This window comes from Streptomyces sp. NPDC048352 (genome assembly GCF_040651895.1).
Classification (GTDB): domain Bacteria; phylum Actinomycetota; class Actinomycetes; order Streptomycetales; family Streptomycetaceae; genus Streptomyces.
The window spans coordinates 21,115-44,295 of the sequence record NZ_JBEZKZ010000040.1 but is presented as its reverse complement, the minus strand read 5'-3'; the positions used below and the strand labels follow the sequence as shown (position 1 = coordinate 44,295).

The following is a 23,181-nucleotide window of genomic DNA, read 5'->3' as shown; positions in this document are numbered from 1 at the left end:
AGTCCCACGAGCACCCGTACGGACCTCACGGAGCCTCCGTTTGTGCTGCGTGCCCCTGCTGAGCGGACCGGGACATGCCGGACGTGTACCCGTCACGCACCGTTTTCTTGAGGCCGTTGCCCAGCACACTCGTATCGCTGATTCCGTGCCGCTCCTGGAACTGCTTGAGCGGCGTCTCGGCGCTGCGTTCCCCGCTTTGGTACATCGCCTTCGTGGCGGCGTGCGTGGCATCGTCTACTTCGTCCTTCTTCTTCTCCACTGCCTTGTCCGACCACTCGGTGATCGCCGACGAGGCAGCCTGTTCCACTGCACCGCTCCCCGTGTCGATGGCGATCGGCACGGCTACCGCTGCCACTCCGGCACCGGCGATCGTCGCAGGCAGCAGCGCGACAGCGCCGCCGATCGCCGCCGAAGTGCCGAACTCGATCCACGCGCTGCGTTGCTCGACGGCCTTTTCGAACGCCTCGTTCTGCTTCTCCGCCTCCGCGCCGAGCTGCCTGGCACGGGAGTCGTCGAGCACCCCCTGGAACTCCGCCGTGACTGAGAGCGTGGCCAAGGCGCGCCCTTCGTCGACCTGACCGTCGTGGAAGCCCTGTGATTCCAGGACGGTGGCGCCGTAGACGCGTTCCGCGGTGGTCAGCGTGGCGTACGGATCCGCGTGCTGCCCGAGAGCGCTGATCAGGTCGCGCGCGCTCTCGCGGTCCAGCTCCATGTGGCCGTCCCTTGCGTGCTCGGGAGGGGCGAACACCCCGTCCTTGCCGTCCCCGCTGAGGGCCCAGTTGACGTCGTCGATGTATCCGGCCGTCATCCGGCCCAGGCTGTCCGCGAGAGCTTCGTGATGCTTGAGCAGCCCTGCGTCGCCGCCGTACTTCGCGACGACCGCCTCCATGACCTCCGCCGTGTCCTCGCTCCGTTTCAGCCCCGGTGCTGCGTCGTCCCAGGCGTGCCCGAGCGTCGCCGCTTCCAGCGCGTGACCCAGAGCGTCGGGCATGTACTGCTTCGCGGCGGCCACGCCCTTCGCGTCCAGGTCGTTGGAGTCGGTCGGGCTCGCGTACTTCTCGCGGGCGAAGTAGTCCAGGTAGTTCGTGACGTCCTTGCCGAGGTTCGGCGCGCCCGCCTTGACCGTGCCGTCCTGGTTGTAGGCGACCAGATCCGAACCGTCGCGCTTGAAGAACTCCGTCGCGGCCTCCGGGCTGTGTCCAAGCGCCTCCAGGAAGCTGTTCACGGGGTCGAAGCCCGCGCCGCTCCCGCCGGAGGGATTGAACTGGGTCTGGGTCCAGCCGTTTATCGGCTTGTTCTGGAAGAAGAAGTTCTTGTCCTTCTCCTGGACCTGGACCGCATGGTCCGCGATGGGCACCAGGAAGCGCCGGTCGTAGTTCCCGTAGCGCATGATTCCGCCGAGCAGCTGGTACCCGAAGGGCGGGTTGCCGTCGTGCGCGGAGAGCGGGATCCGCTCCGTTCCCAGGCGCCGCAGGTCCTGCGCGAACCGGTCCGGCAGGTGCTGCGGGTTGTCCGGGTCGGTGGCGGTGGCGAGGTTGAGGCCCAGGTTCTTCTGGAGGTCCTGGATGTCTTTGAGGCGCTGCTCGTCGAAGCCGCGAGCGCCGGTGTCGGTCGCCATGGAACCGAAGAACTGGAGCGCGCCCTTGGGGCCGAGGTTGCCGTAGAAGGTGGTGGAGAACTCCGGCTTCTTCGCGTTGTCGGCCAGCAGCTCGTTCAGTTCCGCCAGCTCGGTGTGGGAGAGGTCCCGGCCCTTCCTCGCGAGGGCGGTCGCGCGGCCTGCCTGTTCCGCCGTGAGGCCGGCGTACTTCGGGGCGCTGAAGTTGTGGTCCTCGGCGACGTTGGCGTTGAGCAGACGGGCGAGGGACTGGTCCACGTCGTCGCAGGCGTCGACGGCGGCGTCGATCTTCGCCTGCCAGAGGGGGCGGTTGACGCGGAGGGACTCCTGGTAGTCCGGGTCGTGCCGGGCCGCGTGGCGGTCGGCTTCCGTGGCCAGGGGTAACGGCTCGACCTTCCCCTTCGCGTCCACCCGGAAGCCCGCTGCGGGCGCCTCCTCCTCGGTGATCTTCCTCAGCCGGTCGCGGGAGGACCTGAAGGTGTCGTGTCCCTGGGCCAGCGCCCGGTGGATGCCCTTGGCCGCCTTGGCGGCCTCCTCGAACTCCTTGGCCGTCTTGTCCACGAACGGCCGCGCCACCCCTGCGGTGACCCCGCTCCACTCGGCCTTGTCGGACTTGGCCTTCATGCCGCCCCGGGCGGCCTCGGCCAGCTCCTCCAGCTTGGTGACCATGGCCTTCCAGTCGCGGATCGCGGTGGCGAGCTTGTCGACCGGGGCGTTCATGACGTTCTCGTACGTCAGCACGGGCACCTACTTGAGGTATTCGTCGATCTTGGAGGTCGTGAACTCGGCGTAGAGCCGTTGCTCTTCCTTGGCGTGGGAGGAGAGCGAGTAGTTCAGCCCGTTGGAGATCTGGGCGCAGGCGGCGACGAGGGTTTTGACCTGGCTTTCCCACCGGGTGTTGGCCCTGGCGAGGGCGCCACCGCTGGCGAAGCCCTCCCTCGACAGTGCGCCGGCGGCGTCGGCGGAGGCGGTGGCGGCGTGCCGCCCGTCGGCCTGGAGGCGGGAGTGCAGCGTGTGGGCCTCGGTGCCGACGGCGCCGATGTGGTCCTGGTTGAGCGCGAGGTCGGCCCCGCCGCCGGGGGCCGCCGGGGCGGCCTGGTCGAGGCGCATGGAGATGTTGGCCGCGGCGGTGGCGCGAGCCGCGGACCATTCCTCTTCGAAGGACATCCGGTGCGCTCCACTCCCGTGACGGTGTCGGTCTGATCAGGTCAGCGGCTGTTCTTTCGGCGTACGGCGACTGCGGCTACGGCCCCGCCGATCAGTACGCAGGCCCCCAGGCCCAGGGCGATCCAGGGCAGCGCGCTGCCGTTGCCCTTGCCGTTGTCCTTGTCTACCGCAGCGTCGGCCTGCGGCGCAGGGGACGGCGTGATCTTTCCCCCGGTCGAGGGACCGGCCGAGGCGCTGGCCGCTGCGGCGGCGAGGTCGGGCAAGGGGAACACGTCCGCCGGACCGGGGTCACCGGGGGTGGGGAGGGCGATGCGGGGGCGGACGACGCCGTAGCCGATGTAGTCGTTGCGCTCGACGCCGTCGACGGGCTTGCCGGCGGTGTTGAGGAGGACGCGGAGGATCTGGTTGTTGGTCCAGGTGGGATGAGCGGACCAGAGCAGCGCGGCGGAGGCCGATGTTAGGGCGGTGGCGTCACTGGTGCCGTGGCCTGTGCAGAGGCCCGTACCGCCGCTGCACGCGGAGACGATCTCGCTCCCGGGCGCGGAGATGTCCACCGCGGTGTTGTGCTGCGACTCCTTGGTCGCCGCGCCACTGGCGTCAACGGCCGCGACGCCTACCACTCCCGGAGTCCCGGCGGGAAAGTAGATCTCGTCATGACCTTCGTTGCCGACACCCGCAAAGATCAGCTTTCCCTTTTCGAGCGCGTACTTCACGGCACTGGCCAGCTCCTCAGAATCAGGCCAGCCGATCATTGAGATATTCAAGATCTTGGCATTCGAATCTGCCGCGTAGCGGATGGCGTCCCTCAAAGTCGTGTCCCGGGAGATGCCATTGCCGTGGAGATCGACACGAAGCGGCAGGATCTTTGCGTGCGGAGCGAGGCCGAAGGCGCTGTCCACCCCCCCAGGCCCTGTGCCATTGCCGGCGATGACCGCAGCCATGGTTGTGCCATGGCCCTCGTAGTCAGTGCGCTCATCACCCTCGATCGTGTCCGGAGCGAAGTCCACGCCGGGCAGGACCTGCCCTTCGAGTTCGGGGATGCGAGCGACGCCTGTGTCGATCACTGCGACGGTGACACCCTTCCCCGTGCTGATCTTCCACATATCGTCGGCCTTCATGGCGTCGAGGTGCCATTGCTTGGAGCGCACCGTTTCGGCGTGGGCTGGGGTGATGGCAACCCCAACCAGCAGCAGACCCACTAGGGCCGAAGTGGCTTTCCGCATGCGCATTCGTGCAACGTCCGTTCCGCTCAGTCGATCACCGGCGGCACAACACGACGGTTGCCCTGCCAGGTCTCTTCGTCCTCGGCCAAGTAGTCGGGGCGGCCGCCGCCATGGTCTGTGCGCCGCGTGCTCGGGGCTTGGGAAGCACCGCCATGTCCTACTGCTCCCACGCCCGCTCCACGGACGAGGCCGGAACCGCCCTGCGTGAACGGCTGACCACCAGACGCAGCCTGGCGACCACCGACAACACCGCCAGGCTCCATCGCCATTCGCCGACCAACAGCCGGGCCACCCGCAGTGCCATGCGGGCCGCCGAAACCCCCACCCATCATTCCGGGCCCGGGGCGACCTCCGGCATGGGGACCGTCAGCGCCGATGACGGTGCCTCGTGGGATCCCAGCGTTCGGTACACCGGTAGAAATTGGTCGGCCGCCTACGATTCCGGAGTCGCGCGGGGGTACGACAGGAACACCGCCGATCTTGCCTCCGATGGCAACGGGCGGACGCGTGCCCGGCAATGGGCCGCCACCCAGGCCCGGCGGACCGACATGCGGCGGAAAGGCCACAGGCGGGACCGGCCCGATGGGAGGGTTGCCGCCAGGTCCGCTCGGTCCGGGACCGACAGGGAGACCATTGGCCGACGGCAGCGTCTTGTCCGGATAGGCAGAAACGTGGTCAAGGTCCACGTTCACACCGCGGTCCAGATTGACCGGCGTCACCGTCGTCCCTGGTGTGAGGGCAGTGGTGTTGTCCGGCAGCAGCGGACGGGCTGTCACATGGCTGCCCTCGCTCGGGCGGCCACTGTATGTGGGCGCAGCAGCCTCGAAGGAAGAGCCGCTCGAGCCAGCATCTGTGGCACCGCCGCCAGATCGAGCAAGGTAGCTACCGTGCCGGATCGCTGCCGGCGGAGCAAAATATCCCGGCGGCGGGGGAAACGTCGGGGCCGGGGTTGTGGTCATTTGGGTTGTCGACTGTTCGTACGACTGGGCCAGCTTCGTCAGTTGTTGTACCGCGTGGGCGTGGTCCGTCGTCAGTTTTGTGTGGGCCGTCTGGCCCAGTTGCTGTGCGTCCGGGTCGTTGTGGTACTTGCGGGCCGATTCCAGGTTCTGTGCCGCCGCCGTGTCGTACTTCGGGGTGTTGGCCTTCACCTCCACCATCGTCTGGGCGGCCTCCGTCATCCACTTGCCGCCCGCCTCGCTGTACTGGCTCAGCAGCAGCGTCGCGCTGCCCGCGCGGCTCACCCACTCCTGGAAGGCGCGGGCGGCCTCGCCCTCCCAGCCCTTGACCTGGTGTTTCTTGAGGCTCTCGCCGATGTCCTTGATGGCGGCCGCCGCCTGCGTCAGCTGCGTGCCGCGCGCCTTGACCGTCTCCGGGTCGAGGGACGCGATCATCGCGAGCAGCTGTTCGTGCGAGTAGCCCTCGAAGTTCGTCGTCGCCATCAGATCGTGCCCTTCGCCGCGCCGGTCTTCTCCAACGGGTCGCGGTCCCTGACGTAGTCGTCCTTCGAGCGCTTGATCAGCGCCCGCATCCGGGCCTGCGTCTCCTCGTCCACTCCGCCGTAGCCCTTGCCCGCCGTCAGGATGGCGATGCCCAGCGCCTCGATCTGGACCGCGAGGCCCTCGGAGAGCTTCTGGAGCTCGCTGTGGACCGTCGTGTACGCCTTGAACAGCGCGTCCGCCTCCGCGAAGCCCTGGCCGAGGGTGCCGGCCGGGAGGGTGCCGTGGGCCAGTTTCCCGGCGTCGGCCTCGGAGCCGTCCAGGGTCTTCAGCAGGGCGTCGACCCGGTTCTTGTAGTCGGTCAGCGACTCGTACTCGACCTCGAGCGCCTTCGCCTGGGCCGCCACCGCCGCCGCCAGGCCGCCGGCGACGTTCACCCCCAGCAGCCCCGGACCGTTGTCCACCGCCATGATGCCTCCCCCGACTCCCCGTCCCCGTTCGCCCCACTCTAACGATCGGCGCCGACAGGCCCCAAGACGTTACGAGTTGGGCGCCGCGGCCACCGCCGCCGATGGCCGGATCGGGATCCTGTTGACGGGGCGGCCCGTCGCCGCGCGGACCGCCGAGGCCACCGCCGCCGGGGTCGTCACCACCGGGACCGCGCTCGCCGCCTTCGCCCCGAACGGGGCCACCACGTCGCGTTCCTCGACCAGCCGGACGATGCGCACCGCCGGGGCGTCCAGGGACGTCGGCAGGGCGTAGCCCGTCAGGTCGGGGTGGCGGACCAGGCCCGCGACCGAGCGGAGGTTCTCCGTCAGGGCCGCGCCCACGCCCTGGGTGACGCCCGCTTCGATACGGGCCTCCAGCTGGCGGGGGTTGAGGATGCGGCCGACGTCCTGGGCCACGGCCAGTTCCACGACCCGTACCGAGCCGAGCTCGATGTCCACGTCGACCACCGCGCGGATCGCGCAGAAGGCGAGGCCGACGAAGGCGTCGCCCTGCCCGTCCGCGTCCAGCGGTTCGGTGGGGTGGGGGCGGCACTGGGCGGTCGCCCAGAGCTCCTTGCCCTCTATCGCCTCCGCGACCGTCATGGAGAAGGCTCCGTCGTACGACGTGATCCGGCCGTCCGCGATGTGCAGGAGCTCCGTGGACATGCCGAGTTTGTGCGCCATGGGCTGGAGGAGCTGCGTACGGACCATCTTCGCGGCCCGTTCGACGGCCCCGCCGGAGACCCAGGTGTGGCGGCCGTGGGCCGAGGGGCCCGCCGGCGGCTGGTCGGTGTCGACGGGGGCCGTCGACACCTCGTCGATGCCGAGGACCTCCTGGACGATCTGGCGGGCGAGGGTGGCGAAGCCCTGGCCCGTGTCGACCGCCGCGCAGATGACGGTGGCGGCGCCGCCGATCACCTTCACGGTGGCGGTCGAGACCTCGTCCGCGCCCTCGGCGCCGAGCATGTGGACCATGCCCACGCCGTAGCCGACCCCGCGCCGCACCGCCCCCGGCTCGCCCGCGCCCTCGGGGCCGCCGGGCAGCAGCCACTCGTCCTCCGGGGTGTCCTTCGGGAGCGACGGGAGGGGGAAGTCTCGGACGGCGCGCAGGAGTTCGGCGACCGGTGCCGGGCAGGTGACGGTCTGGCCGGTGGGCAGGAGGTCGCCGGTGGCCAGCACGTTGCGCAGGCGCAGCTCCGCACCGTCGATGCCGAGGGCGGCCGCGAGTTTGTCCATCTGGCCCTCGTAGGCGGCGCAGACCTGCATGGCGCCCTCGCCCCGCACGTGGCCGGAGGGCGGGTTGTTCGTACGGACCGCCCAGCCTTCGACGAAGGCGTGCGGGACGACGTACGGGCCGCACGCGAACGCGACCGCCGCCGCGAGGGACTCGGCGGAGGCGTCGGCGTAGGCGCCGGCGTCCATGAGGATCTGCGCCTCGACCTTGACGAGGCGGCCCTCGGCGTCCGCGTGGTGGCGGTAGCGCAGCAGGGTCGGGTGGCGGTGGGCGTGGCCGAGGAAGGACTCCTCGCGGGTGGCGGCCAGCTTCACCGGGCAGCCCGTACGCAGGGCGAGCAGGCCGAGCGGCAGCTGGAACGCGGCGTCCTCGCGGTCGGCGGTGGCGCCGGGGACGCCGGTGACGACGACCCGGACCCGGTCCGGCTCCAGGCCGAAGCAGGCGGCGGCGAGGTCGCGGTCGGTGTGCGGGTCGGTGGAGGCGGTGTAGATCTCGACGCCGCCGTCGGGGCGGGGCACGGCGAGGCCGGCCTCCGCGCCGATGGGGGCGGGGTCCTGGCGGCCGATCCGGTAGAGGCCCTCGACGACCACCTCGCCCGTCGCCTCGGGGTCGCCGTAGCGCAGCGGGATGTGGCGGATCAGGTTGCCGTCCGGGTGCAGCGGGGGGGCGCCGAAGGACTGCTCGGGGTCGGTGACGGCGTCGAGGAGCTCGTACTCCACGGTGATGGCGGCGGCCGCGAGGCGTGCGGTGTCCGGGTGGTCGGCGGCGACGGCGGCGATGGGCTCGCCGTGGTGGCGTACGACGTCATGGGCGAACACCGGCCGGTCGGCGATGCGGCGGCCGTGCGTGGTGGCGCCGGGCACGTCGGCGTGGGTGATGACGGCGCGCACGCCGGGCATTTCGGCGGCGGCCGAGGTGTCGATGGAGCGGATGCGGGCGTGGGCGTGCGGGGAGCGCAGCACGGCGGCCCACAGCAGGCCTTCGGCCCACAGGTCCGCGGCGTAGGGGAAGGTGCCCTCGGCCTTGGCGCGGGTGTCCGCCGAGGGGACGGAGACGCCGATTCCGCGCACGGGGCGCGGCTGTTCGGGGTCGCCGTCGGTGCCGAGGCCGACCGTCGCCATGGTGGTGGTCGTGGTGGTGCCGGCCGTCGCCGTGGCCGCGTCCTGCCCGCTCACGCCATGCCTCCGTTGTGCTGGTCCGCGCCGTGTCCGTCCGGTCCGCCGGGTCCGGTCAGTCCGCCGTGCCCGTCGGTTCCGCCGTGTTCGCCGTATCCGCCGTGTTCGGCGAGTCCGTTCGGTACGCCGTGCCCGTCGGTTCCGCCGTGTTCGCCGTATCCGCCGTGTTCGGCGAGTCCGGTCCGTCCGCCGTGTCCGTCCGGTCCGGCCGATCCGCCGTGTCCGTTCGGTCCGTTCAGTCCCTCGAACCCGCCCGGGCCCGGGTCCGCGCCGAAGGCCTGGAAGGCGTCCGTCCCGTGGGCCGTCCCGTGGATGCCGCCCTCGCCCGGCTGTGCCTGGTGCGGGATGAGCGCCTCGGCGCCCGCCGCCTGCGCCGCGCTCGCCTCGCGCTCCGCGACGACCTCGCGGACCGCCTCGATGACGCCCTTGTAGCCCGAGCAGCGGCAGAGGTTGCCGCACAGCGCCTGGCGGGTCTCCAGGTCGCTGGGGGCGTGGTTGCCCTCCAGCAGGTCGTGGATGGTCATGGCCATGCCGGGCACGCAGAACCCGCACTGCACCCCGCCCGACCTGCACAACGCCTGCTGCACGTCCGAGAGTTCCCCGCCGCTCGCGAGGCCCTCCACGGTCCGGACCTCGCTGCCGGCCGCCGTCGCCGCCGGGACGAGGCAGGAGGCGACGAGCCGCCCGTCGACCTGCACCGCGCAGGCCCCGCACTCGCCCTGGGAGCAGCCGTCCTTGGCGCCGGCCAGGCCGAGGCGCTCGCGCAGCACGTACAGCAGGGACTCGCCGATCCAGGCGCCGGTGACGGGCCGGTCGGCGCCGTTGACGCGCAGGACGTAGGAAGCCGCCGGATGCTCGTGCTGGGCGACGGCGGGGGTGCCGTCTTCTTCGTACGCCGCCCCCTGGGCCGGGAAACTCCCGGTGTCGCCCTCGCCCGGAGGTGTCACACCGATGTCGGCACCGCCGTCACCCGGCACGGGCGCGGCCTCCGCTTCGGCCGGGGCGGCTGCCGGGGTCTGCTCGAAGCCGCGTCCGGCGCCCTCGGCACCCTCCGCGCCGGCGCCCTCCACCGGACGCGGCCGCTGGCCCTCGTCCGGCATCCCGGCCGGGCCATGGGCGGCGTCGATGTCGGGGGCGGCGGGAGGCACGGCCTCCGGCTCCGGCCCGGCCTGGAGGTAGCTCTCGGGCAGCGGGGTGCCGACCCCGGGCCCGCCCAGCACCCTCGGACCGCGTCCGGCGGCACCCGGGCCCCCGGGAGCGCCGGCGACCCCGCCCGGGAGCACGCCGGAGCTCAGCAGCACCCCGGCGCCGGCGTCCCGCGCCTCACCCGCTTCCGGCGATTCGGGCGCGACCGAAGGAGCGTCCGACGGGGCGGCCCAGGGCGCGGCGGCCCCGCCCGGCAGCGTCGCCGGGGCGGCCTGGCCCCACCCGCCGTCCAGCGCGGGGTCGCCCGCACCGCCGGGCAGCGTCCACTGCCCCGTGGCCATCGCATCCTCGGAGTGGTGCACCGCCTCGGGGAAGTGCCACTCGGCGGTCGAGCCGGAATCCCGGTCGGAGTGCGGCCCGGCGTAGGGGCCGGCCTGCGGGTCGCCGTGCGCCCCGCCCTGCGGCAGCCCGCCGCCCAGCCCGCCCTGCGGCTCCCCGTGCAGCCCGCCGCGCGGCTCGGCCTCCGCGTCCCGCGCCCCCGCCGCCGCCGCCGCGAAGGCGGCCGCCACCGACGCCGGGAGCGGGATCGACGCCGGGATCGGCGTCCGGCCGGCCGCCTGCGCGGCGGCACCGGCCCCGGGCCCGGTGCCGGCCCCCGGGCCCGCCCCCGCACCCGTACCGGCCCCCGAGCCGGCCTCCGGCCACTGCACCGGCATCGTCCACGTCCCGGTGGCGGAGGGGTCCGTACTCGCCGACCCCAGCGGCACGATCATCGGCGGCGGCACGAAGCCGTGCCCGGGCGCCGCCAGCGGCTCCCCGCTGTCGAGCGCGTCCAGCATCTCCTGCGGCAGCTGTACGAAGGCCGTGGCCTCGTTGTCGTACTCGCCGCCCTGCGGCACCGGCTCCCAGCCCCAGCCGTTCCCCGCGCCGGCGCCGTGCCCCGTGTTGCCGTCGTGCCCCGTGTTCCCCGTCGTTCCGCTCATGTTCTCGTTCTCGCTCATGAGGTCAGCGCCCTCCCCAGGGCCCTGCGCGCCAGCACGGCCACCGTCCGCCGCAGATGCAGTACACCGGAGGAGACCGGTTCCCCCTGGTCGGGCACACATGCGGCCGCGACGTACTCGCCGAAGGCCTCCAGCGCCTCGGGAGCCAGGCTGCGGTCCCCGTCCCAGTCGATCAGCGAGGCCACCCACTGCTCGGCCTCCAGCGGCCGCAGCGGCATCGGGGCCACCGCGCCGATCGCGCACCGCACGCCGCGGCGCGCGGGGTCCAGTACGAGCCCCACGGACGCCACCGCGCGCCCCGGCCCGGTACGCCCCGTGGCCTTCAGGAACACCTGCGGCGCGTGCAGCAGCGGCACCCGCACGAAGCCGATCAGCTCGCCCGGCCGCAGCATGTCGCGCCCGGCCAGCAGATGGGAGACGGGGATCTCGCGCTGCGCGACACCGGAGTCGCCGAGGCCGCCGGGGCCGACGATCACCAGCTCCGCCTCCAGCGCGGCCAGCACCGGCAGGGCGTCACCGGTCGGCGCGGCCGAGGCGATGTTGCCGCCGAGGGTGCCGGCGTTGCGGATCTGGGGCGGGCCCGCGGCCCGGGCGGCCGCCGCCAGCGCCGGGATCAGAGCGGCGAAATCCGGCCGACCCATCCGGGCGTGCGTCAGACCGGCGCCGAGCAGCGCGTGCCCGTCCTGGTACTGCCAGCCGCGGATCTCGTTGATCCGGCCGAGGCCGACCAGGGCGGCGGGGCGCAGCAGTCCGGCGTTGACGGCGGCCATCAGGTCGGTGCCGCCCGCCACGGGCACGGCCGCGGGCATGGCGGCGAGTGCCGCGACGGCCTCGTCGAGCGAGGCCGGCAGCGTCACGGACTGCGCCGCCCGGTCCGCCTGCGGCCCCCGAGCCGAATGCAGTGCGTGCGGCTCCTGAGCCGAATGCGGTGTGTGCGGTGCGTGCGTGGTCAACCCGGCTGCCCCTTCCCGATGTCCCGGTCCCGGCGCTCACGCCTGTCCGCCGTACGGTACGTGCTCACCGCCGGGACGTGGCAACTCTGGCACATCTTCGGGACCGCCCGGCGCGAGGGTCGCCCGCGCACCGGGCGCCGGCCCGCGCACCGGTGCCGCCCGGACGCAGCCGGGGTGCGGCGTGCGTGCGGGGCCGGGCGCCACCCGCACACCATGAGCCGAACGTCCGTTTTCGTCCGTATAGGCCTTATTCGGGGGAGAGTTCCGCAGGTTTCCGAAGAGTTCCGCTTCCGGACGGGTGGCGCCGGAGCGCCCCCCGCGCACCCGGGTCACACGATCGGGGGCGTGCCCTCGATCGGGCGTCCCGGCACCCCCGGCCGCCGCTGCCAGGGCAGCGGTCCGGACGGTGGCCGGTAGTCGACCCCGAGGGCGTCCAGGCGGGCGCGGTGGGCGGCCGTCCGCGCCTCGAAGCCCGCCCAGTCACGGGATTCCGGTTCCGGCAGCCGCGACCACACCGTCTCCGCGAAGGCGGCCAGCCTCGGGAACACCTGGTAGTCGACGCGGGCCTGGTTCTCCATCACCTCGGTCCACACGTTGGCCTGGGCGCCCAGGACGCGCGCGGCGGCCTCCGGCGACAGCTTCGGCGGCACCGGCTCGAAGCGGTAGACGTCCTCGAGCGTGCGCACGTACCCGATGGGCATCGGCTCGTCGGGGCCGTCCGCCTGACGGTGGTCCAGGTACACCTGCTGCTCGGGGCACATCACCACGTCGTGCCCGGCCTCGGCGGCGGCGATGCCGCCGGCGTACCCGCGCCAGGAGGACACGGCCGCGCCGTCGGCGAGGCCGCCCTCCAGGATCTCGTCCCAGCCGATGAGCCGGCGGCCGCGCTCCGCCAGCCAGCCGTCGAAGTGCCGGATGAACCAGGCCTGGAGCCCCTCCTCGCCGTCCACGCCCAGTTCGCGGATGCGCGCCTGGGCGGCCGGCGACGCCCGCCACTGCTCCTTGGGGCACTCGTCCCCGCCGACGTGCACGAACGGCGAGACCTCCGGCGGGAAGAGGCCGAGGACCTCCTCGAAGACCCCTTCGTAGAAGCGCAGTACGTCCTCGGTGGGCGCGAGGACGTTCTCGCTGATGCCCCAGTCGTCCCACACGCCGAGCGCGGCGGTGTCCACGACGTCGGTGTTGCCGAGTCCGGGATAGGCGGCGATCGCGGCCTGCGAGTGCCCGGGGAGGTCGATCTCCGGGACGATCCGTACGTGCCGCTCCGCCGCGTAGGCGACGATCTCGCGGATGTCGTCCTGGGTGTAGTAGCCGCCGTGCGGGGTCTCGTTCCACCGCGGGGAGGCCCGGTGGCCCCACCGGCTGCGCGGCCGCCAGGCGCCGGTCCCGGTGAGCCCGGGGTGGCGCTCGATCTCGACGCGCCAGCCCTGGTCGTCCGTCAGGTGCAGGTGCAGCACGTTCAGCTTGTGGGCGGTGAGCAGGTCGATGTAGCGCAGCACCCCGTCCTTGGGCATGAAGTGCCGGGCGACGTCGAGCATCATGCCGCGCCATCCGAAGCGGGGGGCGTCGGTGATGTCCGCGTACGGCAGGCTCCATGGGCGGCCGGGGCGCAGCGGTGCCCTGCGGTACGCCTCGGGGCCGAGCAGCTGACGCAGCGTCTGGGCGCCCCAGAACAGCCCGGCCGCGTCGCCGCCGGCCAGGTCCACGCCGTCGGCGCCGACGCGGAGGCGGTACGCCTCCGGCCCGAGCCCGTCCGCTCCGCCGGGCGCGACGCGCAGCCGTACGTCGCCGCGTACGCCGCCCCGCGCACCACCGGGTACGTCGTCCCGTGCTCCCGCGCCGGGCGGCGGCAGCTCCCACCCCGTGGCGGCGCCCACCTCCCGGCGCAGCCAGCGCGCGACGCCCCCGGCGCCGGGCCCGGCGTCGAGCACGGGCTCGGGGCCGAAGGTGTAGCGGCGTCCCTCCGGGTCGGGAACGGCGTTCCGGGGTTGCGGGATCAGGTCCATGCGTCAGCCCTCCGCGGCAGCCAGCCTGGGGCACCCCTCGCAACGCCCGTTCCGCGGGGTGCCGGGTCGTCGCGCCGACCCTAACCCGCCCGCCGGGGACGGCGAAGGCCCCCGGGCGCACGCGTGCGCCCGGGGGCCTTCGTCCGGCGGAGCCGGGACCTGCTAGCTGTCCTTGCCGCCCTTGTCCTTGTCGCCGCCGGCGCCCATGGACTCGTAGATCTCCTTGCACATGGGGCAGACGGGGTACTTCTTCGGGTCGCGGCCCGGGACCCACACCTTGCCGCAGAGCGCGACGACGGGGGTGCCGTCGAGCGCGCTCGCCATGATCTTGTCCTTCTGGACGTAGTGGGCGAAGCGCTCGTGGTCGCCGTCGCCGTGGGACACCTGCGGCGTCGGCTCTACGAGGGTCCCCGTACCAGTCCCGCGCTCGGGCTCAAGAGTGCTCATAAAAACCAGGGTACTGAACGGCGCCGGGGTCAGTTCAGCGACGGGTCGTCCAGATAGGTGGCGACCATGGCGAGGTCGCTGCGCTGGCGGCGCAGCACCGCCCGCCACAGCCGCTCGGGGTCGGGGTGGAAGACGTCGCCCGGCTCGGAGTCGACGACGTACCAGGCGCCGCCGCCGAGCTCGTCCTCCAGCTGGCCGGGGCCCCATCCGGAGTAGCCGGCGAAGATGCGCAGGGAGCCCAGGGCCGCGGCGAGCAGTTCGGGCGGGGCCTCCAGGTCGACGAGGCCGATGGCGCCGTGCACCCGGCGCCAGCCGAGCGGCCCCTCCTCGCCGGGGATCACCGCCACTCCCAGGGCCGAGTCCAGCGCGACGGGCCCGCCCTGGAACACCACCCCGGGGTCGCCGGCCAGCGGGGCCCACGGCAGCAGGATGTCGCGGACGTCCACGGGCGTGGGCCGGTTGAGGACCACGCCGAGGGAGCCCTGCTCGTCGTGGTCGAGCAGCAGCACCACCGCGCGGTCGAAGTTCGGGTCCGCGAGGGCGGGGGTGGCCACGAGCAGCCGCCCTGTGAGGGAGGACACCTCGGTCATGGGCACATGATCTCGCACATTCGCCCTTCGGGGGGAGCGGGCGGTCGAAACGGATCACGCGCAGCTCAGGGCGCACTGCGGCAGAGAGGAGCGCGCGGCGTCCCACATGCCGGAACGCCACACTCCGCTACCTGGCGGACACCCTGGGTGTTGTGCCGCATTCATGACAGTTTTACGGCCCCGTCACCCATACAAACAAGGGGGTGGTGGCCCTTACTCTTACGACTGGTCCCCTGCCCATCCACTCCGGAACGCGAGATCCATGACCGGCAACGATGTCCTGCTTGTCCACGGCGGAAGCCCGCTCGAGGGCGAGATCCGTGTCCGCGGTGCGAAGAACCTCGTGCCGAAGGCCATGGTGGCCGCCCTGCTCGGCAGCGAGCCGAGCCGGCTGCGCAATGTTCCCGACATCCGTGACGTGCGGGTCGTTCGCGGTCTGCTCCAGCTGCACGGCGTGACCGTGCGCCCCGGCGAGGAGCCGGGCGAGCTGCTCCTCGACCCGACCTACGTCGAGAGTGCGAACGTCGCCGACATCGACGCGCACGCGGGCTCCTCCCGGATCCCGATCCTCTTCTGCGGCCCGCTGCTGCACCGCCTCGGCCACGCCTTCATCCCGGGCCTGGGCGGCTGCGACATCGGCGGCCGGCCGATCGACTTCCACTTCGACGTGCTCCGCCAGTTCGGCGCGACCATCGAGAAGCGCGAGGGCGGCCAGTACCTGGAGGCCCCCCAGCGCCTGCGCGGGTGCAAGATCCGCCTGCCCTACCCCTCGGTCGGTTCGACCGAGCAGGTCCTGCTGACGGCCGTACTGGCCGAGGGCGTGACCGAGCTGAGCAACGCCGCCGTCGAACCGGAGATCGAGGACCTCATCTGCGTACTGCAGAAGATGGGCGCGATCATCTCCATGGACACCGACCGGACCATCCGGATCACCGGTGTCGACCGTCTGAGCGGCTACAACCACCAGGCGCTCCCGGACCGCCTCGAGGCCGCCTCGTGGGCTTCCGCGGCCCTGGCGACCGGCGGCAACATCTACGTCCGCGGGGCGCAGCAGCGCTCGATGATGACCTTCCTGAACACGTACCGGAAGGTCGGCGGCGCCTTCGAGATCGACGACGAGGGCATCCGCTTCTGGCACCCGGGCGGCCCGCTGAAGGCGATTGCGCTGGAGACGGACGTGCACCCCGGCTTCCAGACCGACTGGCAGCAGCCGCTGGTCGTCGCCCTGACGCAGGCCACGGGCCTGTCGATCGTGCACGAGACGGTGTACGAGTCCCGGCTGGGCTTCACCTCGGCGCTCAACCAGATGGGTGCGCACATCCAGCTGTACCGGGAGTGCCTGGGCGGCAGCGCCTGCCGCTTCGGCCAGCGCAACTTCCTGCACTCGGCCGTCGTCTCCGGCCCGACCAAGCTGCAGGGCGCCGACCTGGTCATCCCCGACCTGCGCGGCGGCTTCTCGTACCTGATCGCGGCGCTGGCGGCCGAGGGCACCTCGCGCGTGCACGGCATCGACCTGATCAACCGCGGCTACGAGAACTTCATGGAGAAGCTCGTGGAGCTCGGCGCCAAGGTCGAGCTGCCGAACGGCGACCTGGTCTGACGATCACCGTCCAGGGCCCCTGAGGGGCCCTGGAAAGGCCCGAGGGCGGCCACCCCGTACGGGGTGGCCGCCCTCGGCCGTTCTACGTACCACTGCCGTCCCGAGGGCCTGTGCGGCCCTCGGCACAAGGGCGGTACTACTTGCCCTTGGCGGCTTCCTTGAGCTTGGAGCCCGCGGAGACCTTCACGCTGTAGCCGGCCGGGATCTGGATGGGGTCGCCGGTCTGCGGGTTGCGCGCGGTGCGAGCGGCACGGTGGGTGCGCTCGAAGGTCAGGAAGCCGGGGATGGTGACCTTCTCGTCGCCCTTGGCGACGATCTCGCCGACGGTCTCGGCGAGCGCGGCCAGAACGGCGTCGGCGTCCTTGCGGGTCACCTCGGCGCGCTCGGACAGAGCGGCCACCAGCTCACTGCGGTTCATGTTGTACTCCCGTGTTCAACTTGCCTTAGAGGCGTGAGATCGAAGCCGATGCTGCCAGGGCCCTAGGACAGTCCCCGGACCCGGGTCTGAACGTCAGACCCTCTCGCCCGGTTACGCATCCTGCCCCCACCAGCGGCGGGAAAGCCAATCCGGCACCCGCCAGGGTCACACGAAAAGCGCCACAGTCACGCCTCGGTGACGCTCCGTCCGCAACCAGGGGCGCCGGCGGATGCGGACCGCGGGCCACGCGGGCATCCCCGCAACCCTAGAGGCGCCCCGGCGGGCCCGCATCCCGCGACGCGCCGGGATCAGGCCGTGGGCCCCGTCACAGCGGCGGCCTGGGCGGCCTTGCGGACGGCGCCCGCGACGGCTCCGGCGACCTTGTCGTTGAAGACGGACGGGATGATGTAGTTGGCGTTCAGCTCGTCCTGGCCGACGACGTCGGCGAGGGCGGTCGCGGCGGCCAGCATCATCTCGGTGTTCACGGTCCGCGACTGGGCGTCCAGCAGGCCGCGGAAGACGCCCGGGAAGACCAGCACGTTGTTGATCTGGTTCGGGAAGTCCGAGCGGCCGGTGGCCACGACGGCGGCGGTCTGGCGTGCGACGGCCGGGTCCACCTCCGGGTCCGGGTTCGCGAGCGCGAACACGATGGCGCCCTCCGCCATCGCCGCCACGTCCTCGCCGGAGAGCACGTTCGGGGCGGAGACGCCGATGAAGACGTCGGCGCCGACCACGGCCTCCTTGAGGGTGCCGGTGTAGCCCTCGGGGTTGGTGTTGTCGGCGATCCAGCGCAGCGGGGAGTCGGGGGCGGCGTCCACCAGGTCGGGGCGGCCGGCGTGCACGACGCCGTGGATGTCGGCGCTGACGGCGTTCTTGACGCCCGCCGCGAGGAGCAGCTTGAGGATGGCCGTACCGGCCGCTCCGGCGCCCGACATGACGACCTTGACGTCGCCAACTGCCTTGCCCACCACGCGAAGTGCGTTGGTCAGGGCGGCGAGGACGACGATGGCGGTGCCGTGCTGGTCGTCGTGGAAGACGGGGATGTCGAGGGCCTCGCGCAGCCGGGCCTCGATCTCGAAGCAGCGCGGCGCGGAGATGTCCTCGAGGTTGATGCCGGCGAAGCCCGGGGCGATGGCCTTGACGATGGCGACGATCTCGTCGGCGTCCTGGGTGTCGAGGCAGATCGGCCAGGCGTCGATGCCGGCGAAGCGCTTGAAGAGGGCCGCCTTGCCCTCCATGACGGGCAGCGCGGCCATCGGGCCGATGTTGCCGAGGCCCAGGACGGCGGAGCCGTCGGTCACGACTGCGACGGAGTTGCGCTTGATGGTGAGGCGGCGGGCGTCCTCGGGGTTCTCGGCGATGGCCATGCACACGCGGGCGACACCCGGGGTGTAGATCATCGAGAGGTCGTCACGGTTGCGGATGGGGTGCTTGGACGACATCTCGATCTTGCCGCCGAGGTGCATCAGGAAGGTCCTGTCGGAGACCTTGCCGAGGCTGACGCCCTCGATGCCGCGGAGCTTCTCGACGATCTCGTCGGCGTGCGCGGTGGAGGTGGCGGCGATCGTGACGTCGATCCGGAGCTTCTCGTGCCCCGAGGCGGTGACGTCGAGGCCGGTGACCGATCCTCCGGAAGACTCCACGGCGGTGGTGAGCTGGGAGACCGCGGTTCCGCTCGCGGGCACTTCCAGGCGGACCGTCATCGAATACGAGACGCTGGGCGCCGTTGCCATGGCCGTGTTTCCTCTTCTGTCCCTGGTTCTTCTGTACACAGGGTCCGGCGCGGCACCGCCCGACGGGGCGGGTGCGGCAGGACCTGTTGTCCGATCGTCCCACCTACCAGCCGGTACAAGGTAACCAGCTACAAATTTCGGAAAGACTCTTCCACCATACGAGAGATTATGGGCGCCCGGAATGGTGGGTTGATACAAAACAGGTCCGGGCCCTCCACGCGTGGAGGGCCCGGACCTGGTGTGACGACCGAAAGGAAGCTAAGACACCGACCCGCCATGCTCGCCTCGCGGCAAGTGGTCGCTCTAGGCGACGAAGGTTGGGCCCGGGGGCTTGGATCGAGCCGGTGTCGTAACCAGGCTAACAAAGGATCGCCGGAAGCGATCCCCCTCGCGCGAGTTCGGCGCCCCGGACCAGGCCGGATCACGCTCCTGGCCGCGGGCCGTACGGGGCGCCTCAGGGGCGGAGCAGCTCCGGCACCCCGTCCGCGCCCGGCTTGTCGCCCGCCGCCGAGACCACCGTCAGCTGCTGCGTCGCGCGCGTCAGCGCCACGTACAGCACCCTCAGGCCCGCCGGGGACTCCTCCGCGATCTCCGCCGGGGAGACGACCACGGTGGCGTCGTACTCCAGCCCCTTGGCCTCCAGGCTGCCCAGCGCCACCGCCCGGTCGCCCAGCTCCGCCAGCCACTGCGCGGCCTGCGCGCGCCGGTCCATCGCCACGACCACGCCGACGGTCCCGTCGACCTGCGCGAGCAGCCGCCGGGTCTCCTCCCGCACCGTCTCGCCCAGGTCCTGGCCGGCCGCCGTGAACCGGGGCTCCAGGCCCGTGGAGCGCACCGCCGTCGGCGGCTCCATGCCCGGCATCGCCAGCTCCAGCACCCGGGAGGCCACCTCGGCGACCTCGGCCGGGTTGCGGTAGTTCACGGTCAGCGTGAACCGCCTGCGCGGCCGCCTCCCCAGCGCCTCGTCACGGGCGGCGGCCGCCTCCTCCGGGTCCGTCCACGAGGACTGCGCGGGGTCGCCGACCACCGTCCAGGTGCCCGTCCGGCCCCGCCGGCCCACCATCCGCCACTGCATCGGCGTCAGGTCCTGGGCCTCGTCCACGATCACGTGCGCGTACTCGGTCCGCTCGGCCGCGAGCCGCTCTGCCCGCTCCCAGGTGGTCTCCTCGCGGGTGGGCATCAGCTCCTCCAGCCCGCTGAGCTGGTCCAACGGGTCCATCTCCCGCTTGCGCCGGGGACGCGCGGGCGCGCCCAGCAGCTGCTGGAGCTCGTCCAGCAGGGCGACGTCGTGCACCGACAGCGGCCCCTTGCCGTCCGGCCCGACCCGGCGCAGCGACCGCGCCAGCTGGCGCGCCTCGCGCGGGTTCAGGTCCCGGCGCGACCAGCGGCCCAGGCGCCGCTCGTCGGCCATGGCGGCCAGCACCCGGCGCGGGGTCAGCTCCGGCCACCAGGCGTCCAGGAAGCCGAGGAAGTCGTCCTCGGTGGAGATGTCCTCGTCGAAGGCGCCGCGCAGCTCGGCGGCCAGCTCCGGATCGCTGTGCCGGCCCGCCGCGCCCGTCTTCGCGTACAGGGCGTCGAGGAGCAGCTTGCGGGCGCGCGGGCGCAGCAGGTTCACGGGGGCGGTGCCGCCGAGCACGTTCTGCCGGATCCGGTTCAGCTCGGGGGCCTCCAGCTCGACGCGCCGGCCGAAGGCCACCACGCGCAGCCGCTCCGGCGCGTCGCCCAGCTCCAGGGCGCCCCGGACGGCCTTGCGGAGCACCTTCAGCATCCGGGAGGAACCCTTGATCCGGGCCACGGCCGGCTCGTCGTACGTCGTCGCCTCGGCCCCGTCGACGAGCGAGCCGAGCGCCCGGATGGCGACCTGGCCCTCCTCGCCGAGCGAGGGCAGCACGCCCTCGGTGTAGGCGACGAGGAGCGGGGTCGGCGAGACGATCAGGATGCCGCCGGAGTAGCGGCGGCGGTCCTGGTAGAGGAGGTACGCGGCACGGTGGAGCGCGACGGCCGTCTTCCCGGTGCCCGGCCCGCCGGCCACCTCCGCGACGGAGGCGGCGGGGGCGCGGATGACCAGGTCCTGTTCGGCCTGGATGGAGGAGACGATGTCCCGCATGGAGTGCGTACGGGCCCTGCCGAGGGAGGCCATGAGCGCGCCGTCGCCGATGGCGGGCAGCTCCCGGCCGTCGAGGAAGGCGGTGACCTCGGGGCGCATGAGGTCGTCCTCGACGCCGAGCACCTTGCGGCCCTTGGAGCGGATCACGCGGCGGCGGATGACGCGGCCGGGATCCTTGGGGGTCGAGCGGTAGAACGGCGCGGCCGCGGGGGCGCGCCAGTCGATGACGAGGGGCGAGTAGTCGGAGTCGAGTACGCCGATGCGCCCGATGTGCAGGGTCTCGGCGATGTCGGCGGTGAGGTCGTCGCGGATCGCGTCGTCGGCGGGCGCGACGGAGGTGTACGCGCCGTCCGGGCCGCGCTCCCCGTCCTTGCCGAGGACGAGGTCGATGCGGCCGAAGAGGAAGTCCTCGAACTCGTTGTTGAGCCGGTTGAGGTGGATCCCGGCACGGAACACCTGCGCGTCGCGCTCGGCGAGCGCGCCGGGCGTGCCGACCTGGCCGCGCTGGGCGGCGTCGTTCATGAGGAACTCGGCCTCGTGGATCTTCTCCTCAAGGCGTCGGTACACCTGATCGAGATGCGTCTGCTCGACCGCGATCTCCCGATCGCGGACGGAATCCGCCGTGCTGTCGACAGCGGCATTCTGCGCGGCCACCAAGGCCCCCTTCTGACGTGCATGGGCGACCGTCAACCGTACGCGAATCCGCCCCCTGTCCGCACGCCGGTCCGTGGAGGCGGGCGGGGGCGGGGTGGGACGGGGGTGGGACGGGGGTGGGGGCGGTGTGCCCTTGGGCCGTATCAGGGCTGGTTTGGGGGTTTCCCGTCAGTCCCATCGTCGTTCCGTGTCGGGCCGGCCTGTCAAGGGCGCTCCTTCGTCGCGTCACTGCGTGATCGCCTTCGGCGACCCTTGACAGCCCGTCCCGCCCCGGAAAGCCGAAAGACTGCCGGGAAGCCCCCAAAAGAACGGTTACCAGGGAGGACAGGCAGGAGCGGGTCCCTCAGGACGAGGCGAGGGGTCAGGGGCCAGGGGCCATGGCCTGCCGGGCATCCGGCGGCCCTGATCCCGAGCCCCGGGCCGGGGGGCCCGGCTACCCGCACGAAAGGGTGACCAGAGCCCCCTGCGGAGCACCCGAGCGCGTCAGATCGCTACGTGCTCCCGATTGCTTGGCGTCCGGCGGCCGTCTGGGGCTGATACCCGCACCAGACGTTGATCAGGACCCCATCCGGCAGCGTTGGGCGCACCAGTTCGCTACGTGCTGCCCATGGCTTGGCGTCCGGCGGCCGTCTGGGGCTGATATGCACACTCGGAGTCTCGTCTCACACGCTGCGGGCCAGGACCTGGCCCGGCCAGGCGTCGGACAGGAAGCTGTCGGTGGGCGTGAAGCCGTTGCGCTCGTAGAAGGCGACCAGTTCGCCCCCGCCGCCCGCCCAGCAGTCGACGCGCAGGAGGTGCAGGCCGGCCCGGCGGGTCTCCTCGGCGGCGTGCGCCAGCAGGGCTGCTCCGATGCCCCGGCCGACGCTCTGCCGGTCGGAGACGAGCAGGCGGACGTACCGCTCGGGTTCGCCGGCCGGGGGGATCGGCATCTGCGGGCTGGGTCCGGAGTCCAGCACCATGGCCCCGACGGGCTTTCCGTCCGACTCGGCGATGTAGGGCGTGTTCTCGGTCAGGTACCGCTCGACCCGCTCGACTCCGCCCGGCTTCTGCGAGTACGGCGTGGTGCCCCACTGCTCGGTGTTGCCCCGGGCGTTCATCCAGGCCACCGCACCGTCGAGCATGTCGAGCACGGCCGGCGCATCCGCCAGGCCGCCGGGTCGGATCCGTATGCCGTGTGTCGTGTCGTTCACGGCCGAATCCTAGGCATCACACATCGTCCGCTACCGGTTGGTGAGGTCAGGCCCAGAAGGCGTCGGTGACGGTGATCTGAGGATCGGCGTGGCGGCGAATGAAGGTGAAGACGAGCCATCCACGTCCACCCGCGAGGTCGGCGATATGTGGTCCGCCCGGACTGGTGGAGGCCAGGGGCCGAACGGTGATCCAGTGCGGCAGGCCGCTGTCGGTGTCGATGCCACGGTAATAGGGGTCCGGGGCGGTGATCAGTTCCGCTCGGGCAGCCATGACGAGCTGCTTCCCGTCGGCGGGCATGCCGTCGAACTCCTCACGCGCTTCAGACGTCCAGTCCATCTGCCAGGGCGGGGCCGGGGGCTCGTCCGTCACTGGCCGGGCTCCACGGCGGCCGCGGCCCGCCGCAGACGGCTGTACTCGGCCAGGAATCGGGCCGACTCCTCAGAATCTTCGGATTTCGCGGCCCGGGCCTCGAGGTCGTGCAGTTGGGCCTCCAGGGCCGCATCCCTGGCGATGGCGTACTGGGTCCACCACAGCCGCATGAACGCTGGCACCGGAGTGAGGTTGAAGGCGTCCCCGATCACGCGCCGCCAGTGGGACTCGAAGTCCGGCAGGAGGTGCGGGGCATGTTCCTGAATGGCAAGGCGCAGGGCTTGGGGGGTGCGTTCGGGCATCGGCGGGACTCGCCGGGGCTTGCCGTCACCCGGACCGTCAAAGTGCACGGGCTGTGCCGTCATGAGGCAGGGGCTCCTGATCTGGTTGGCCGGCTCAGGCCGCGTCCTGGGTGGCGGCGGCCGATGCGGCTTCCGCGACGGGGCACCAGGTAGGCGAGGGTCTTACCCAACTATCATAGTTGCGATCGTTGTGTCCTGGGGCTCCCGGATGGGGTACAGGTCTCAGGCCCCGGCTGCCGCTCGTCGCCGGAACAAGAGGAGCGCGTAGCGATCTGTCGCGCCCACGTGCTTCCCACGCTCCTGGTCGTCACCCAGTGCGCGCTGGG

Annotated in this window: 18 protein-coding genes; 1 reads left to right on the top strand and 17 read right to left on the bottom strand. The window is 72.2% G+C overall.

Annotated elements, in window-relative coordinates; translation table 11 throughout:
- Nucleotides 1-25 precede the first annotated feature (25 nt).
- From AB0D45_RS21100 to AB0D45_RS21050, 11 genes are all read right to left on the bottom strand, one after another.
- The gene (locus AB0D45_RS21100; RefSeq protein ID WP_362461215.1) at nt 26-2,362 is read right to left on the bottom strand and encodes a hypothetical protein; all 2,337 of its coding nucleotides are present in this window, start codon (nt 2,360-2,362) and stop codon (nt 26-28) included.
- Nucleotides 2,363-2,782, bottom strand: coding sequence for a hypothetical protein (locus AB0D45_RS21095; RefSeq protein ID WP_362461212.1), 420 nt, complete (start codon nt 2,780-2,782; stop codon nt 2,363-2,365).
- Nucleotides 2,783-2,823: 41 nt separating this feature from the next.
- Nucleotides 2,824-3,981 carry a type VII secretion-associated serine protease mycosin gene (gene mycP, locus AB0D45_RS21090; protein ID WP_362461210.1) on the bottom strand — a complete coding sequence of 386 codons (1,158 nt, stop codon included), beginning with the start codon at nt 3,979-3,981 and terminating at the stop codon, nt 2,824-2,826.
- Between the two features lie 50 nt (nt 3,982-4,031).
- Nucleotides 4,032-5,444, bottom strand: coding sequence for a hypothetical protein (locus AB0D45_RS21085; protein ID WP_362461207.1), 1,413 nt, complete (start codon nt 5,442-5,444; stop codon nt 4,032-4,034).
- A complete protein-coding gene (locus tag AB0D45_RS21080) occupies nt 5,444-5,911 on the bottom strand; it encodes a DUF2563 family protein (RefSeq protein WP_361599831.1) in 468 nt (155 codons plus the stop codon). The genes AB0D45_RS21085 and AB0D45_RS21080 overlap by 1 nt, the downstream gene beginning before the upstream one ends.
- A gap of 69 nt (nt 5,912-5,980) precedes the next feature.
- The gene (locus tag AB0D45_RS21075) at nt 5,981-8,284 is read right to left on the bottom strand and encodes a xanthine dehydrogenase family protein molybdopterin-binding subunit (RefSeq protein ID WP_362461258.1); all 2,304 of its coding nucleotides are present in this window, start codon (nt 8,282-8,284) and stop codon (nt 5,981-5,983) included.
- A 50-nt stretch (nt 8,285-8,334) separates the two neighbouring features.
- Nucleotides 8,335-10,485 carry a (2Fe-2S)-binding protein gene (locus tag AB0D45_RS21070; protein ID WP_362461204.1) on the bottom strand — a complete coding sequence of 717 codons (2,151 nt, stop codon included), beginning with the start codon at nt 10,483-10,485 and terminating at the stop codon, nt 8,335-8,337.
- Complete coding sequence (locus tag AB0D45_RS21065; protein ID WP_362461256.1) at nt 10,482-11,387, bottom strand: FAD binding domain-containing protein; 906 nt, start codon at nt 11,385-11,387, stop codon at nt 10,482-10,484. The genes AB0D45_RS21070 and AB0D45_RS21065 overlap by 4 nt, the downstream gene beginning before the upstream one ends.
- A 380-nt stretch (nt 11,388-11,767) precedes the next feature.
- Complete coding sequence (locus AB0D45_RS21060; RefSeq protein WP_362461201.1) at nt 11,768-13,444, bottom strand: beta-N-acetylhexosaminidase; 1,677 nt, start codon at nt 13,442-13,444, stop codon at nt 11,768-11,770.
- A gap of 162 nt (nt 13,445-13,606) precedes the next feature.
- Nucleotides 13,607-13,891: a DUF3039 domain-containing protein gene (locus AB0D45_RS21055; RefSeq protein WP_361611439.1), complete on the bottom strand. Its 285-nt coding sequence runs from the start codon at nt 13,889-13,891 to the stop codon at nt 13,607-13,609.
- A gap of 29 nt (nt 13,892-13,920) precedes the next feature.
- Entirely contained in the window at nt 13,921-14,481 is a 561-nt protein-coding gene (locus AB0D45_RS21050; RefSeq protein ID WP_361611437.1) for a YqgE/AlgH family protein, read from the bottom strand.
- Between the two features lie 262 nt (nt 14,482-14,743).
- Between AB0D45_RS21050 and murA the strand changes: the two genes are divergently transcribed.
- A complete protein-coding gene (gene murA / locus AB0D45_RS21045; RefSeq protein WP_362461197.1) occupies nt 14,744-16,081 on the top strand; it encodes a UDP-N-acetylglucosamine 1-carboxyvinyltransferase in 1,338 nt (445 codons plus the stop codon).
- 136 nt (nt 16,082-16,217) lie between these two features.
- Here the strand turns inward: murA and AB0D45_RS21040 are convergent, their stop codons facing one another.
- From AB0D45_RS21040 to AB0D45_RS21015, 6 genes are all read right to left on the bottom strand, one after another.
- Nucleotides 16,218-16,499: an HU family DNA-binding protein gene (locus AB0D45_RS21040; RefSeq protein WP_007264399.1), complete on the bottom strand. Its 282-nt coding sequence runs from the start codon at nt 16,497-16,499 to the stop codon at nt 16,218-16,220.
- A gap of 308 nt (nt 16,500-16,807) precedes the next feature.
- Nucleotides 16,808-18,232 carry an NAD-dependent malic enzyme gene (locus AB0D45_RS21035; protein ID WP_361610744.1) on the bottom strand — a complete coding sequence of 475 codons (1,425 nt, stop codon included), beginning with the start codon at nt 18,230-18,232 and terminating at the stop codon, nt 16,808-16,810.
- Nucleotides 18,233-18,686: 454 nt separating this feature from the next.
- Nucleotides 18,687-20,993 carry a UvrD-helicase domain-containing protein gene (locus AB0D45_RS21030; RefSeq protein ID WP_361610742.1) on the bottom strand — a complete coding sequence of 769 codons (2,307 nt, stop codon included), beginning with the start codon at nt 20,991-20,993 and terminating at the stop codon, nt 18,687-18,689.
- Nucleotides 20,994-21,655: 662 nt separating this feature from the next.
- On the bottom strand, nt 21,656-22,183 hold the full coding sequence (locus AB0D45_RS21025; RefSeq protein ID WP_362461193.1) for a GNAT family N-acetyltransferase: 528 nt from the start codon (nt 22,181-22,183) through the stop codon (nt 21,656-21,658).
- 46 nt (nt 22,184-22,229) lie between these two features.
- Nucleotides 22,230-22,553, bottom strand: coding sequence for a hypothetical protein (locus AB0D45_RS21020; protein ID WP_362461190.1), 324 nt, complete (start codon nt 22,551-22,553; stop codon nt 22,230-22,232).
- Entirely contained in the window at nt 22,550-22,918 is a 369-nt protein-coding gene (locus tag AB0D45_RS21015) for a hypothetical protein (protein WP_362461187.1), read from the bottom strand. Before AB0D45_RS21015 ends, AB0D45_RS21020 begins: the two co-directional genes overlap by 4 nt.
- Between the last annotated feature and the right edge of the window lie 263 nt (nt 22,919-23,181).

Bases quoted from the DNA above. Each gene is read 5' to 3' on its own strand.
- AB0D45_RS21035 (WP_361610744.1), bottom strand. From the start codon at position 18,232: ATGGCAACGGCGCCCAGCGTCTCGTATTCGATGACGGTCCGCCTGGAA.
- murA (WP_362461197.1), top strand. From the start codon at position 14,744: ATGACCGGCAACGATGTCCTGCTTGTCCACGGCGGAAGCCCGCTCGAG.
- AB0D45_RS21080 (WP_361599831.1), bottom strand. From the start codon at position 5,911: ATGGCGGTGGACAACGGTCCGGGGCTGCTGGGGGTGAACGTCGCCGGC.
- AB0D45_RS21040 (WP_007264399.1), bottom strand. From the start codon at position 16,499: ATGAACCGCAGTGAGCTGGTGGCCGCTCTGTCCGAGCGCGCCGAGGTG.
- AB0D45_RS21015 (WP_362461187.1), bottom strand. From the start codon at position 22,918: ATGACGGCACAGCCCGTGCACTTTGACGGTCCGGGTGACGGCAAGCCC.
- AB0D45_RS21070 (WP_362461204.1), bottom strand. From the start codon at position 10,485: ATGAGCGAGAACGAGAACATGAGCGGAACGACGGGGAACACGGGGCAC.
- AB0D45_RS21075 (WP_362461258.1), bottom strand. From the start codon at position 8,284: ATGGCGACGGTCGGCCTCGGCACCGACGGCGACCCCGAACAGCCGCGC.
- AB0D45_RS21060 (WP_362461201.1), bottom strand. From the start codon at position 13,444: ATGGACCTGATCCCGCAACCCCGGAACGCCGTTCCCGACCCGGAGGGA.
- AB0D45_RS21055 (WP_361611439.1), bottom strand. From the start codon at position 13,891: ATGAGCACTCTTGAGCCCGAGCGCGGGACTGGTACGGGGACCCTCGTA.
- AB0D45_RS21085 (WP_362461207.1), bottom strand. From the start codon at position 5,444: ATGGCGACGACGAACTTCGAGGGCTACTCGCACGAACAGCTGCTCGCG.
- AB0D45_RS21050 (WP_361611437.1), bottom strand. From the start codon at position 14,481: ATGACCGAGGTGTCCTCCCTCACAGGGCGGCTGCTCGTGGCCACCCCC.
- AB0D45_RS21095 (WP_362461212.1), bottom strand. From the start codon at position 2,782: ATGTCCTTCGAAGAGGAATGGTCCGCGGCTCGCGCCACCGCCGCGGCC.